Annotated in this window: 16 protein-coding genes and 1 other annotated feature; of the genes, 1 reads left to right on the top strand and 15 read right to left on the bottom strand. The window is 54.3% G+C overall.

Features of this window, described 5'->3' with window-relative positions; all coding sequences use genetic code 11:
• On the bottom strand, positions 1–275 hold a 275-nt coding region (locus ACWVCN_RS12600; protein WP_455246158.1), incomplete at its 3' end, for a rod shape-determining protein.
• Positions 276–343: 68 nt separating this feature from the next.
• Entirely contained in the window at positions 344–811 is a 468-nt protein-coding gene (locus tag ACWVCN_RS12595; protein WP_455246157.1) for an RDD family protein, read from the bottom strand.
• Between the two features lie 200 nt (positions 812–1,011).
• Between ACWVCN_RS12595 and ACWVCN_RS12590 the strand changes: the two genes are divergently transcribed.
• Complete coding sequence (locus ACWVCN_RS12590) at positions 1,012–1,710, top strand: SurA N-terminal domain-containing protein (RefSeq protein WP_455246156.1); 699 nt, start codon at positions 1,012–1,014, stop codon at positions 1,708–1,710.
• Between the two features lie 57 nt (positions 1,711–1,767).
• Here ACWVCN_RS12590 and queA read toward each other — a convergent pair whose 3' ends face one another.
• The 13 genes from queA to ACWVCN_RS12525 all read right to left on the bottom strand — a co-directional run.
• Entirely contained in the window at positions 1,768–2,787 is a 1,020-nt protein-coding gene (gene queA / locus ACWVCN_RS12585) for a tRNA preQ1(34) S-adenosylmethionine ribosyltransferase-isomerase QueA (protein ID WP_455246155.1), read from the bottom strand.
• Entirely contained in the window at positions 2,787–3,980 is a 1,194-nt protein-coding gene (locus tag ACWVCN_RS12580) for a SpoIID/LytB domain-containing protein (RefSeq protein ID WP_455246153.1), read from the bottom strand. Before ACWVCN_RS12580 ends, queA begins: the two co-directional genes overlap by 1 nt.
• A gap of 17 nt (positions 3,981–3,997) precedes the next feature.
• On the bottom strand, positions 3,998–4,252 hold the full coding sequence (locus tag ACWVCN_RS12575; RefSeq protein ID WP_455246152.1) for a DUF2905 domain-containing protein: 255 nt from the start codon (positions 4,250–4,252) through the stop codon (positions 3,998–4,000).
• Entirely contained in the window at positions 4,252–5,274 is a 1,023-nt protein-coding gene (locus ACWVCN_RS12570; protein WP_455246151.1) for an aspartate-semialdehyde dehydrogenase, read from the bottom strand. Before ACWVCN_RS12570 ends, ACWVCN_RS12575 begins: the two co-directional genes overlap by 1 nt.
• Before the next feature lie 10 nt (positions 5,275–5,284).
• A complete protein-coding gene (locus tag ACWVCN_RS12565; RefSeq protein WP_455246150.1) occupies positions 5,285–6,496 on the bottom strand; it encodes a hypothetical protein in 1,212 nt (403 codons plus the stop codon).
• 12 nt (positions 6,497–6,508) lie between these two features.
• On the bottom strand, positions 6,509–7,582 hold the full coding sequence (gene leuB / locus ACWVCN_RS12560) for a 3-isopropylmalate dehydrogenase (protein WP_455246148.1): 1,074 nt from the start codon (positions 7,580–7,582) through the stop codon (positions 6,509–6,511).
• Positions 7,583–7,600: 18 nt separating this feature from the next.
• On the bottom strand, positions 7,601–7,963 hold the full coding sequence (locus ACWVCN_RS12555) for a cupin domain-containing protein (protein WP_455246147.1): 363 nt from the start codon (positions 7,961–7,963) through the stop codon (positions 7,601–7,603).
• A gap of 67 nt (positions 7,964–8,030) precedes the next feature.
• Positions 8,031–9,578 (bottom strand): 2-isopropylmalate synthase, encoded by a 1,548-nt coding sequence (locus ACWVCN_RS12550; RefSeq protein ID WP_455246146.1) that lies wholly within the window; start codon positions 9,576–9,578, stop codon positions 8,031–8,033.
• A gap of 56 nt (positions 9,579–9,634) precedes the next feature.
• Positions 9,635–9,878 (bottom strand) — a binding site (T-box leader).
• Positions 9,875–10,684 (bottom strand): CDP-diacylglycerol--serine O-phosphatidyltransferase, encoded by an 810-nt coding sequence (pssA, locus tag ACWVCN_RS12545; RefSeq protein WP_455246145.1) that lies wholly within the window; start codon positions 10,682–10,684, stop codon positions 9,875–9,877. (Overlaps the previous feature by 4 nt.)
• Positions 10,681–11,331, bottom strand: coding sequence for a phosphatidylserine decarboxylase family protein (locus ACWVCN_RS12540; RefSeq protein WP_455246144.1), 651 nt, complete (start codon positions 11,329–11,331; stop codon positions 10,681–10,683). Before ACWVCN_RS12540 ends, pssA begins: the two co-directional genes overlap by 4 nt.
• Positions 11,332–11,345: 14 nt before the next feature.
• The gene (gene ilvC / locus ACWVCN_RS12535; protein WP_455246143.1) at positions 11,346–12,359 is read right to left on the bottom strand and encodes a ketol-acid reductoisomerase; all 1,014 of its coding nucleotides are present in this window, start codon (positions 12,357–12,359) and stop codon (positions 11,346–11,348) included.
• 64 nt (positions 12,360–12,423) lie between these two features.
• Positions 12,424–12,942, bottom strand: coding sequence for an acetolactate synthase small subunit (gene ilvN / locus ACWVCN_RS12530; protein ID WP_455246142.1), 519 nt, complete (start codon positions 12,940–12,942; stop codon positions 12,424–12,426).
• 38 nt (positions 12,943–12,980) lie between these two features.
• Positions 12,981–13,777, bottom strand: a 797-nt coding sequence (locus ACWVCN_RS12525; protein ID WP_455246141.1) for a thiamine pyrophosphate-dependent enzyme, incomplete at its 5' end; no start/stop codon positions are given.

Genomic DNA, 13,777 nt, shown 5'->3' with positions numbered 1-13,777 from the left:
CCTGGAAACATAGTTGCTGTCAGGCCGATGAAGTCGGCGATCACGCCTTCCTTCATCGGCCTGACAGCAACTATGTTTCCAGGCGTACGACCCAACATCTTTTTGGCATCAGCCCCGACAGCGAGAACCTTCTCGGTTTTCTTTTCTACAGCCACAACGGAAGGTTCGTTCAGCACGATCCCCTTGCCATGGACATAGACGAGCGTCGTGGCGGTGCCTAAATCGATCGCCAGATCGTTCGAGAACCAGCCGAAGATATCACTCGAAAATCCCACTCGTGATCTCCCTTCTGCTCAATTTCATTCCGCCAGTCGCCAGATTGACGCTGAATGAGGTTACACGATTAATCTGGAACGGCTAGACGGCCGATATCTAGCACCTGGGTCCCTGCGAGTTCGTCGCCGAGGCGACGGCCCTGTTCATTTCCAATGATCAATACGGCTTCAAACCCAACTACCACTGCTGATACTAACCAGCCTAGATAGGGCCCGACATATGGCACCGCAAAAGTCAGCTGTGCGAACGCAAAAGGAATGTTTCGAATAATGGATTCCCGAAACCCTGCCGGCTCACGTGTTTCCGGGAGAACCGTTTGCAAGCCGATCAGCCGTTTCCCGATGCTCCGCCCGCCTGCAAACCCATCAGCAACGAGGAGATACGCCAACCCGACAAGGAATCCAACAGGGACAATTATTTCCGCCGCCGCGGCCGCAAGAAACAAGTCGATCAGCTTGGCGATGAATCGGTTGAGTACTTGTGCCTTGGGGTAGATCCCGACACCCAATGGATTAACCCCAAACTGCTCTGTCAAAGGATCTCCTTATAATTCGTTGCAAAGTATAACAAATTCGAGGACCTGGTACAAACGAATCACCGTTCTTCGACCAAACGATTCTTACAATCGCATGAGTACTGCTACAATCGGCCATTTCTATGGCTCAACGGCACATTGCCATGAGTCTCATCTCTCGGTACAATTACGCTCCGCATCAACAAGAGGGAGTTGCTACCATGATTAAGGTATTGCGTTTTGCGAATGAAAAGTATCCCTGGTTCCTGGCCATCACCATAGGATTCATCGCTGTTACATTCATTGTTGGCATGGGCTGGTGGGGATTCGGAGAACAAACAGGAACGGTTGTCGCATCGGTAGGAGAATTGACGGTTTCCCAAGACGAATTTAAACGTGCTTACGAAAATACCTACCGATTTTACAAGGACAAAGTTCCAGGAGAATTCAAAGACGAAACGATCAAGCAATACGTCATCGAACAACTTGTTGATAACAAAGTATGGCTTATTGCCGCAGAGAATATGGGCTTGACGGTCTCCGAAGAAGATCTGCGGGAGTTGATCGTGCAAGTCCCGGAATTCCAGAAGAACGGGACCTTTGATCCGGAACAGTATCAACGTCTGCTAGCGGCGAACCACCTTACTCCTGCCGCTTTTGAGGCGATGGAGGCGAAGGAACTCCTGGGCAATAAAGCCCGCATGGTGGTCAGCAACGCTGTGGCGCTGACTCCGGATGAACTCGCTGAGGCCGAATCCCTACTGTTGCGTCAGGCAGATCCTGATCCGGCGAAGGCCGCTACTGCCAAAACTCGGGCCATTCAGGACGTGCTGCTACAAAAACAGCAACGTGCGTTGCAGGCCTATACGCAATCTCTGAAGGCCACGATCCCCATCAACATCCGACGCGAGTTGTTATAGAAATCTGCCACGAGCGGGAAGTAGGAGGTCTATTTGTCCTTTGGTCTCCTGTCCATCCTATAGGATCAACATCGCATCGCCGTAGCTATAAAACCTGTACCGTTCACGCACCGCTTCTTCGTAGGCGCTTCTGAGGGATTCGACACCGACAAAGGCCGAAACCAACATCAGCAATGTCGTCTCCGGCAGATGAAAGTTTGTCAACAACGCATCGGCCGTGCGAAACACATAGCCGGGCTTAATGAACAAGTTCGTTTCCCCTCGATACGGGTTTACGCAACCACGCCCGTCAGTCGCACTTTCCAGGGCACGTACGACAGTGGTACCGATCGCAATCACCCTGCTTCCCGCTTTTCTGGCACGTTCTATTGCCCGAACGGTTTCGTCCTCGATATCCACCCATTCGGCGGCCATCCGGTGATCTTCGATGCAATCAACCGTAACCGGCTTGAATGTTCCGATCCCAACATGCAACGTCACCCGCGATAACCCGACGCCTCGTTCCGCCAATCGAGCCAGCAACTCAGGAGTGAAATGAAGCCCGGCTGTCGGTGCCGCAATCGCACCTTCCTCGCGGGCAAATACCGTTTGATACCAGGTTCGGTCCCGTTCCGTCGGATTCCGTTTGATATAGGGAGGCAAGGGCATTTGCCCATGCGTCATGAAGAATTCTAAGGATGGGACAGTTCCTTCGATCCGCACAATAGTTCGACTCTCTTCTCGGGCTTCAACTCGGAGGGTTGTTTTGGAATCGACCTCGATAATGTTTCCGGGGCGCCACTTCCCCTTCATCAGGACTTCCCAAGTACGCTCGCCAATCTCCTTTACAAACAGAACATCAACCGGCGTTCCGGACGGCCGCCTCCGTGCACTAACCCTGGCAGCTCGGACCTTCGTATCGTTTACGATAAGTAAATCCCCCTTTCTCAAGAGATCAGGAAGCTCTGCAACACGTTTGTGGATGCACGAGCGGCTCGAACGACTCAAGATCATGAGTCTGGCATGGTCACGTGGAAGCACCGGCTCAGCGGCAATGAGTGAGGGGTCGAAAGGGAAGTTGAATTCGGACCGCTGCATCAAGAAGTTGGAGGGGTAGGCGGTTTCGTCAGCGCCATGTCCTGTAGTTCCGTGCCGGGATAGTAGTACGATAGAATAGTGGAGAAGGGATAGCCCAGCTCAGCCAATTCCTTCGCACCCCACTGACACATACCGACGGCATGACCTGCACCATAGCCAGACAACACAACGTCGCGGCCGACGGTTTCGATGGTGAACTGCGTGCTCGGTACCGTTGAATACCCCACTGCTTTGCGCAACTCTTCTCCGCGCAAGATTAGTTCGCCTTCGGAGTGCACGAGCCGGAGTGTGGCCACCCGTCCTCCACGGCTGAATGTCACGGGCGTGATCGCTGTGATAGTTCCGACGGAAATCCCCTGCTGACGAAGATTCTTTTCCAGCGTCTCCATCCGGAAAGATACTTTCCACTGATAATAGGGTGATTCGAGATCGAACGGACACTCCACCCCTTTCAAGTAGGGATACTCCTTCGACCACACGTTTACCGCATCTTCCGTCAATCCTGCCGCAGTGGAGGAAAAGGCCGCATAGATTGGCGCGCCCTGATAGGTCAGTACAAGCCCTCTGGTTTCATCCACGGCCCGCTCTACGGCTGCATCAACCCCATTCTTCCCCTTATAAACCTGGTCCTGCACTGTTGCCGATACGTCATACTCCCTGGCGGCACTCAGCATCTGCTGATACAGCGCATAGGTGCGTGCGGCGACCGCTTGAGCCTTCAACATTTCCGGATGCCAATTCGATTTGACTTCTGAGGGAACTACACCCTTGACATACTCTTCCAAATCAACTTGATTGATGATCAGGAACCCCTGCCCTTTTCTGATAACATGCACCAATCCGCTGACCGGTATGGCAACTCGCTGATCGGTAACCGGCTTTGCGGTTCCTTCGATCTTTGCGCTCGACTTTGTCAACAGCAAGGTCATTTCTTGCGAGCCCGTCCTCATCGTCAGCCGCTCATGCACCATGCGAACCCCGTTGACCTTGAATCCCTTCGCGTATGGTGTGATGCGGATAACCGGTTGAATGGCACGCCCTTGCCGGCTTGAGTCTGTCAGCCACACAGCTCCATCCGCTCGCACCTGCATCTTATGAACATCCGAAGCCAGGAGGACGCGAATCGACTGCGCCCCTTCGGCCCGTTGTGGGCCGCTACCGAGGCATAGCGAGATCGCGATACACAATCCCACCAAGAGCCGTACAGAGGTCAGCGACGGAAAAACCATGATAGTAAATAGAATAGCAGACTCAGAGCGATACTGAGGACAATGCTGGTACCCAGAGGAAAGAAAAACCTGAAATTTTCACGTTTGATGGAGATATCACCGGGAAGCTTACCAACCCAACTCAGAAGATTCCCGGCTCCAGGAACCCGGTCGACCAATATCAGCAAAGTGCCCAGGACCGCGATGATCGCGCCGATTACAATGAAGAATTTTCCCAGTGTTCCCCACTCTGTCATCAGCCTTTCACCAGACACTCGGCAATTTGAACCGCGTTGAGCGCAGCCCCTTTGCGGAGGTTGTCGGAGACCACCCATAGATTTAGGCCGTTGGCGATTGACTCATCCTCCCGCACGCGTCCCACATACACTTCGTCTTTTCCTGTGACATCCAACGGCATGGGGTACAGTTTCTTGCTTGGATCGTCGTAGACGATGACGCCGGGCATCGCCGCCAAAGCGGCACGGGCTTCGTTGGCCTTGAGCGGCTGTGCCAACTCGACGTTGATGGCCTCTGAATGGCAACGCAACACCGGAACCCGAACCGTCGTCGCTGTCACGCGCAGAGACGACGCACCAAGGATCTTTCTGGTCTCCTTAGCGATCTTTACTTCCTCCGAGCACTCGCCCCCGTCGTTGAACGAACCGATGTGCGGCAATAAATTGAAAGCAATCTGATAGGGGTATACTTCCGCCTTCGCATCGCGGAACGCCATCAAATCTTTGGTTTGTGTCATGAGTTCATCCATCGCCGCTGCTCCCGTTCCCGACACGGACTGGAAGGTCGTGACAACCACCCGCTTCACTCCAACCGCATCATGCAAAGGCTTGAGCGCCATAACCAGGGGCGTCGTCGTACAGTTGGGAATTGCCACGATACCGCGGGACATTGAGCTCAACGCATGAGCATTCACCTCAGGCACAACCAGAGGCACGTCATCTTCCATGCGGAAAACGCCGCTGTCATCGATCACGATGACGCCGGCAGCCCCCAACCGCTGGCCATACTCCCTGCTGATGGCATCGGTTGCCGAAATCAAGGCGATGTCCACCCCGGAAAATGCAGAATCCGCTGTGAGTTCCTCGACTCTCCATTCCTTGCCCTGGCAGGCCAACAACTCGCCGGCCGATCGTTTAGAAGCGAAGAGCCGCAGCGAATTCAGCGGGAACTTCCGTTCCTCAAGAATTTCCAGTGTTTCTTTTCCCACTGCTCCGGTGGCACCCAGGATAGCCACGACGTATCCCGATTTGTTTTTCTGCATGCGAGACGACCTATAATATGATTTCACGAATTCGATGGTTGAACGTATCCGCAATGAAGAGATGCCCACTCCGCTCTGTAATGCCAAACGGGAAATTCAAACTGGCCTCGAGCGCTGTGCCTCCATCACCTCCAAAATTTGCGATACCGACTCCCGCCAATCGATCCACCCGGCCGCTCTGACGGTCCCAACGTCTGACGAGATGATTGTCTGAATCGGTCATAAACAAATTCCCCTCGGAATCCACTGCGATCGCAGCAGGCCTCGATACGCTTGATGAGGGAGGCTCCACAGCCCCCTGATAGCGATACATTCCCCCGTCCCCCACGACCGTGCGAATCACCCTCGTCGAGGGATCAACCGCCCGAATGCGACCATTGAACGTATCGGCGATATAGAGGGTATCGTCTGCGCCGACCGCCAACCCACTTGGACCTGCGAGAGAGGCTTCCAGGGCCGGCATCCCGTCACCATTATATTCGGCTGCTCCGGTACCGGCGACCGTGCTTATCACCCCTGTGGACAAGTCGATCGCTCGGACCCGATTGTTGCTTTGATCGGCGATATACAGGGTTGAAGATCTTCCATCGACTGCAAGGGCGGATGGTTCATTCAAACCAGCTGAGACCGCAAGCCCACCATCTCCCCCATATCGGGGCTGACCGATACCGGCAACGGTTGAGATGATATTTGTTCCAGCCTCCACACGGCGGATCCGATGGTTCATCGTGTCGGCAATGTACAGATGACCCGCCCTATCAACAGCGATGGCAGAAGGGAAGTTGAGCACCGCTCGATCAGCCGGCCCGCCGTCACCGCCAAACCGCTTGGCTATACCACCACCATTGACCACATAGCGCACTGTCCCGCTTAAATCCGTCTGCTGGGCAAAGCCCCGTTCCCCCATCGTTCCGGCATCGGCGAACGGATCCTCGCTGCCGGCCTCCAGCTCGGTAGAAGGCTTTACACCTTCACGATGAGGGTCTGCGGCATCTGCACATCCTGCAATAGTGCTAATTATGTGAGTTGCTCGATCGACTTTTCGCACGACATGATTTTCCGAATCAGCAATAATCAGATTTCCTTGGCCGTCAACCGTTACCGCTTTTGGCTCGTTGAGCGAAGCCTTCGTCGCGAATCCGCCGTCGCCCTTGAAACCACTCTCGCCGTTTCCTGCAACCGTGCGAATCGTTCCTGTTTTGAGATCGATCGATGACGTCATCGTCCTGAACGCCTAGCCTAAATTCCTGATGATGGCTTCTCCCATTTCAGTCGTCCCCACCAACCGAGCCCCGGGGCTTTGGATGTCCTTCGTGCGATAGCCAAGATCCAAGGCCTTCACAATGGCTTTTTCGATTGCCTCCGCTTCTGTATCGAGTTTGAAGGCATACGACAAGAGCATTGCCGCGGAAGCAATGGTCGCAATGGGATTGGCGATGTTCTTCCCTGCGATGTCGGGAGCACTGCCGTGGATCGGCTCGAATAGCCCGATATTGGCCCCAATACTGGCGGACGGCAACATGCCGATCGACCCGGTCAGCATCGCTGCCTCGTCGCTCAGAATGTCGCCGAACATATTATTGCAGACCATCACGTCGAACTGCCTCGGATTGCGGACCAACTGCATCGCGGCATTATCGACATAAATATGGCTCAACGCGACATCAGGATATCCCTTCTGCACCTCGATCATGACCCTTCGCCAGAGCTCGGACGACTCCAACACATTAGCCTTGTCTACAGAAGTGACTTTCTTCTTCCGCTTTCTCGCTGCTTCAAAGGCAACGACGGCGATCCGGCGGATCTCTCCGCTCGTATAGACCTCAGTGTTAAAACCACGCTCTTCGCCATTCGGCATCTTTTCGATACCTTTTGGCTTCCCGAAGTAGATGCCGCCCGTAAGCTCGCGCACGACAAGGATATCGATCCCATCCACTACCTCACGCTTCAAGGTCGACGCATCAGCAAGGCTCGGATAAAGTTTGGCTGGCCGCAGATTGGCGTACAATCCGAGGGCTTCGCGAATTCCCAGAAGTGCTCGTTCCGGTCTCAATCCGTATTCGAGGCCTTCCCATTTTGGTCCCCCCACGGCCCCCAATAGCACTGCATCACTTTGTTTGGCTAGCGTCAATGTGTCTTGCGGCAACGGAACACCGACTTTGTCGATGGCCTGGCCACCGATATCCCCCGCGGAAAATTCGAACTGATGTCCGAATTTCTCGCCGATGACTTTCAAGACCTTGACCGCTTCCGGAACGATCTCCCGTCCCACTCCATCGCCTGCCAACACTGCAATCTTCGCCTTCACCTAGTGACTCCTTCGGCTTTACTCCAACACCTGCTCATCATCCATCTTCCACGCCGGATCGACGATACATAAGAATTCGATCGTTCCCGTACCGGTGTTCTCCAGCGACTGCTTCATGCCCGGAGGCACATACAATGTGGTCCCGGCTTCGACCGAAACGACTTCCTCTTCGATCATGAATCGACCCTGTCCCGCGATGAAGTAATAGACCTCCGACGAGGCCAACACATGCCACTTAGACCGCTGGCCCTGGCCTAACGTCCCATGTGCAAGGCTATAGCCCAGTTTCAGCTGGTGCTTGGCTGGATGAAAGATCTCGCGAAGACGGGTGTGGTCCCCAGCCAGAAACACTGGGCGGTCCGCTGCGGTGACCTTGAACACGGGAACATCCTTTTTCCATGTGCCTGGCAGTCGATAAGAATTGTTGACTCTACAGTGGCTAAGCCCGCTAAATCAAGTTTACCTTCTGTTCGCCTTGGGCCTGCTTTGCCGCCAAGTACGCCAACTTGTTTAAGGCGCTCAAGTAAGCGCGCGCGGAGGCCGTAATGATATCGGTGTCGGCCCCATGTCCCGACACAGTCCGCCCATCTTCTTGGACTCTGACTGAAACCTCACCTTGAGCATCAGTTCCTCCTGTGATCGCCTTCACGACGTACATCAGAAGCTTGCTCTTGGTTTGCGTGATCGACGCGATGGTCCGATATACGGCATCTACCGGACCGTCACCGGTCCCGGTCTGACTGATGGACTTTCCGTCAATTTCAAGCTCGACCGTAGCAGTCGGCTTCTGATCTGTTCCGCTTTGGACGTGAAAGGATTTCAAGCGGATACGATCTGCCATCTTGGATAATTCTTCCGACACAATCACCTCGAGATCTTCTTCATAGATCTCTTTCTTCTGATCCGCCAGTTTCTTAAACCTCTCGAAGGCATGGTTCACTTCTCCGTCCGTGAGCTTGTACCCCAATTCCTCAAGTCGCTGGCGAAACGCATGTCGGCCAGAAAGCTTCCCCATCACCATCTTGCTTTCAACCAACCCCACCGACTCCGGCCGCATGATTTCATAGGTCGTCTTATCCTTGAGCAGTCCGTCTTGATGGATCCCGGAGGCGTGGGCAAAGGCGTTCGCCCCGACGATCGCCTTATTCGGCTGCACCACCATCCCCGTAATCTTGCTGACCAAGCGACTCGTTTTAGAAATCTCTTCAGTGTTGACCTTGGTATCAGCGTGAAAGAGGTCTTTTCGTGTCCGCAACCCCATGACGATCTCTTCTAAGGACGTGTTGCCGGCCCGTTCGCCGATCCCGTTGATCGTACATTCGACCTGGCCTGCCCCTTCCATCACAGCCGCCAGACTGTTCGCCACTGCAAGGCCCAAGTCGTTATGGCAATGGACGGAGATCACGGCACGGGAACTATTGGGCACGTTTTCTCGTATTCCTCGGATGAGCTTGCCGAATTCTTGCGGAATTGCGTAACCGACCGTATCCGGGATATTCACAGTTCCGGCTCCGGCGGCAATCACCGCCTCGATCACTTCATACAGATAGGCAGGATCCGATCGACTGGCATCCATCGGTGAAAACTCGACATCTTCGACATAGCCCTTGGCCCGTTGGACCATTTCGACCGCGCGCTTCTTGGCCTCTTCTCGCGTCATCCGAAACTGATGTTTCAAATGGATGTCAGAAGTAGAAAGGAATGTGTGAATACGAACCTTCGGCGCGCCTTTCAAGGCATCCCAAGCCCGATCTATATCTTCGGGACGGGCCCGTGCCAAGCTGCAAATCGTCGGGCCTTCCACCTCCTGAGCGATACGTCTAACCGCCTCAAAATCTCCCGGAGAGCTGTAGGCAAACCCTGCTTCGATGATATCCACGCCGAGCCTTGCCAGTTGTTTCGCAACCATCACCTTTTCTTCGACGTTCATACTTGCACCTGGTGACTGTTCGCCATCGCGCAAGGTAGTGTCGAAAATTCTGACCATGCGTGTCATCGCATCACCTCTCTTCCCTCTCTAAAAACACGAAAGCCTTCGACCCCGTCTCTACGATCAGGGACGAAGGCTCGAAGCACTTCGTGGTACCACCCTGGTTCAGTGCTGAACGGCCAATCACATCGGCCATTCACCACCCTTCATTCAGCCCTTTACGAGGGCCACTCGGAATCCATTACTCTCGTTTCATGGATTCTGGCTCGGAGGCGAGTTCAGCGGGCTCTAGACTGGTTCGCACCAACCACCAGCTCTCTTAATTTCTAGACTTTACCGCCTACTACTCCTCGTCGTAGCTGTTACGATTTCTGTTCGAGTGCCGATGAGTCTCTCTTAGCCTGGGCCTGTCTCCCTACCAGTTTCGCGAATATCCCTATCAACCGTTCAACCGGGCCCATCAGCGCATACCCAGCAAAGATCACAAATAACATAACCTGCGGCCAGGCTGCCACCATGACGACGCCAAGGATTCCCCACACCAAGTAGGTGATGTGCTTCCCGCCGCGAAACTTGAGGTCCTTGAAGCTCCGATACTTGATGGTACTGACCATCAAAAACGAGAGAACCAACGTGATGATCAAGACCACGACCGGCTTGATTTCGGCTCCAACACGAACGATGTAGTGGTCGAAAATGACCATTGAGGCAACGACCCCGGCCGCAGCAGGAATTGCCAGCCCTGTGAAATACTTACCGTCTGAAACCGCGACGGTGGAATTGAACCGAGCAAGCCTCACCGCGCCCATCGCGACGTAGGCGAACATGACGGCGACCCCGAATGTCCCCTGACCGCTAAGGGCCCACGAATAGAGCAGAAGTCCCGGAGCAACCCCGAACGAAACCACATCGGAAAGCGAGTCGTACTCCAAGCCGAAATGGCTGGTGCTGTTCGTCAAACGAGCCGATTTACCATCCAGAACGTCGAAGATCATAGCGACGAGAATCGCAACGGCTGCAGCCATGTAGTTGGCATTGAACACCGACAGGATAGAGAAAACGCCGCAGAACAAGTTCCCCGTCGTAAAAAGATTTGGGATAACATGCATGGCGGCCCTGTGCCGCTTCCCGCCTCTAGCGAAGGATTGTCGCAACCCTCCTGTTGTTCTCATGGCAATTCCCCCACAATGGTTTCTCCACCTTTCACACGGTCACCAACAGCTACCTTGATACCGGCACCTGCCGGAAGAAACGTGTCCATTCGCGAACCAAATCGTATTAACCCGAACCGCTCTCCCCTGACCGCCTTCTCCCGCGGCGCAACCCAACAAACGATCCGCCTCGCAATCAAACCGGCCACCTGTACGCACAGCACCTTAGCACCCGTTACCGATTTAATCATTACAGCGTTTTGTTCGTTCTTGATCGTCGCCTCGGGCTTGCTGGCAACCAGGAACAACCCGGGCTGATATTGTACATCTTCGACAACCCCTTCGCACGGCATCCGGTTGATGTGGACGTCAAACACGTTCAAAAAGATCGTTACTCTAACACTCTTGTCTTTGAGGTAGCGGGGCTCGAATTCCTCTTCGATGGCGATGACCTTCCCATCCCCTGGTGCAACCACCACATTGGTACCTTGTGGAATCACCCGGTGCGGGTTTCGGAAAAACCAAGCGACGAAGAGGGTCAGCAGGCCACCCGCGCACACAGCCACGGTCCATTCCAACCATCCAGCCAGCAGTGTAACGCCGGCAGCGACTCCGATGAAGGGAATTCCCTCTTTAGCAACCGGAACGCCGACGGCGCGATCAGCCACAGATTCCTCGGTTGTCAGTTTTTATTCTTATCAACGAGCTGATCCTTCTTCAGCCATGGCATCATAGCCCGCAGTCGCGCACCGACCTCCTCGATCGGATGGGCTTCGCCCTTGGCTAAGAGGGCATTGTAGACAGGTCGGTTGGCTTGATTCTCCAGCACCCATTCCTTGGCAAACTGTCCCTGCTGTATCTCCGCGAGAATCTTTTTCATCTCCTGCTTGGTCTGCTCGGTGACAACCCGAGGTCCGCGCGTGACATCGCCATATTTTGCCGTCGTGCTGATCGAATAACGCATGTTCGCGATTCCGCCTTGATAGATCAAATCCACGATGAGTTTGACCTCGTGGAGACACTCGAAATAAGCCATCTCAGGTGAATAGCCCGCTTCGACAAGAGTTTCATACCCGGCTTGAATAAGCGACGTGAGCCCACCGCACAATACGGCTTGCTCACCGAAAAGATCAGTTTCAGTCTCTTCTCGAAAATTCGTTTCGATAATGCCGGCCCGTCCACCGCCGATGGCGCTGGCATAAGCCAATCCCACCTGCTTGGTCGTTCCACTCGGATCCTGGTGGATCGCCAACAAACAGGGTACGCCGCTCCCCTTCGTATATTCCGAACGCACCAAGTGCCCGGGCCCCTTGGGAGCCGCCATGAACACGTTGACCGTCGATGGGGGCACAATCTGACCGAAATGGATATTGAACCCGTGTCCGAAGGCAAGATAAGACCCCGATTTAAGATTCGGAGCCACGTCCTGTCGATAGATCGCCGCCTGCGCTTCGTCCGGGGCAAGGATCATGATAACATCCGAAGCCTTCACCGCATCGGCGACCGGCATGACCTTCAACCCGCTCTGTTCAGCCTTGCGCCATGAACTTCCTTCGCGCAACCCGATCACCACCGATACGCCGCTTTCTTTCATGTTCAGCGCATGAGCATGGCCCTGGCTCCCGTAGCCGATGACCGCTACCTTTTTGTTCTTGATCTGTTGAATATCCGCATCCTTGTCATAATAAATCTTCATAACGTTCTCCTGAGTAAGACAGTCGGTTGCTACATTGAGACGGATGGTGGAACGGGACCAGCGTCTATTCTCGGGCGACTTTCTTCGGTTGCGCCGACGAAGGGCGCAGCGGCTCGCGCGCAACAGCGACGCGCCCTGTCCTGGTCAATTCCTTAATTCCGAGCGGCTGCAACAGATTGATGATGGCTCCAATCTTCTTGGGATCGCCCGTCACCTCGATCGTATAGGTCGACGGCGTCGAGTCAATGACGTTGGCGCGGAAAATGTCGGCGATCCGCAAGGCCTCTGCGCGATCCTCCTGCCTCGTGTGCACCTTGATGAGGGCGGTCTCACGCGAGACGAAGTCGCTCTCGTTCAAATCCACAACTTTGATCACGTCGATCAGTTTATTGAGTTGCTTGACGATCTGCTCGACAATGCGATCGTCGCCGGACGTGACAATCGTCATCTGCGACATGGACGGATCGAGCGTCGGTGCGACCGAGAGACTCTCGATATTGAATCCCCGTCCGCTGAATAACCCCGCAATACGGGACAACACACCGAACTTGTTTTCGACCGTCACGGAGATAATGTGTTCCATCTCAATCCATATTTGAAAACCAAGGCGACCGAGAAGAGCTATGCCGTCAAAATCGTATCTTTATCTTCCGGGGCCACTTTACCTGAACCATTCTGCTTCTGTTTCAACTCCGGCGGATCCTCCAAGATCATCTGGTGGTTGCAACCACCGGCTGGGATCATTGGGTACACGTTTTCATAAGGATAAGTTGGGACATCGACAATGACTGGCTTGTCGATCGCGATCGCTTCCTTGAGCACACTGTCGAGATCGCCGACCTTGGTGGCACGCAACCCCACTGCGCCATAGGCTTCAGCCAGCTTGACGAAATCCGGCGTTGTCTCCAGATAGCTCGATGCATAGCGCCCTTCGTAGAAGAGGTCCTGCCACTGGCGCACCATCCCGTGGAAGCGGTTATTCAATACGATAATCTTGACTGGGAGCTTGCTGACCACGGCAGCGGCCATTTCCTGCATGTTCATTTGAAGGCTGCCGTCACCGGCGATGCACAACACCAACCTATTTCTGAACGCTGCTTGGGCCCCCATTGCTGCAGGAAATCCGAACCCCATCGTGCCGAGTCCGCCAGAGGTCAACCAGCGATTCGGCTTCGCAAGCTTGAAATATTGCGCAGCCCACATCTGGTGCTGGCCTACGTCCGTCGACACAATCGGATCACGGTCCTTCGTCAGCTCATAAAGCCGTTTGATGACGTGTTGCGGCTTGATCGGACCATCCTTCTCCTGTTGATAGCTCAAGGGATGCGTTCGTTCCCATTCACGAATTTGATCCCACCAGGCTCTGCGGAGTTCCTTTTGCTCTCCGTTGACCGTTACCTTCAGGATCTGGTTCAATT

The organism is Petrachloros mirabilis, from assembly GCF_975968855.1.
Note: the sequence above shows the minus strand (reverse complement) of the source record. Positions and strands in the feature narration are given on the sequence as shown.

What these genes read in the sequence shown, in the direction of transcription:
- ACWVCN_RS12590 (WP_455246156.1), top strand. Translation starts at nt 1,012, where the DNA reads ATGATTAAGGTATTGCGTTTTGCGAATGAAAAGTATCCCTGGTTCCTG.
- queA (WP_455246155.1), bottom strand. Translation starts at nt 2,787, where the DNA reads ATGCAGCGGTCCGAATTCAACTTCCCTTTCGACCCCTCACTCATTGCC.
- ACWVCN_RS12575 (WP_455246152.1), bottom strand. Translation starts at nt 4,252, where the DNA reads ATGACAGAGTGGGGAACACTGGGAAAATTCTTCATTGTAATCGGCGCG.
- ACWVCN_RS12570 (WP_455246151.1), bottom strand. Translation starts at nt 5,274, where the DNA reads ATGCAGAAAAACAAATCGGGATACGTCGTGGCTATCCTGGGTGCCACC.
- ACWVCN_RS12565 (WP_455246150.1), bottom strand. Translation starts at nt 6,496, where the DNA reads ATGACGTCATCGATCGATCTCAAAACAGGAACGATTCGCACGGTTGCA.
- ACWVCN_RS12550 (WP_455246146.1), bottom strand. Translation starts at nt 9,578, where the DNA reads ATGACACGCATGGTCAGAATTTTCGACACTACCTTGCGCGATGGCGAA.
- pssA (WP_455246145.1), bottom strand. Translation starts at nt 10,684, where the DNA reads ATGAGAACAACAGGAGGGTTGCGACAATCCTTCGCTAGAGGCGGGAAG.
- ilvC (WP_455246143.1), bottom strand. Translation starts at nt 12,359, where the DNA reads ATGAAGATTTATTATGACAAGGATGCGGATATTCAACAGATCAAGAAC.
- ilvN (WP_455246142.1), bottom strand. Translation starts at nt 12,942, where the DNA reads ATGGAACACATTATCTCCGTGACGGTCGAAAACAAGTTCGGTGTGTTG.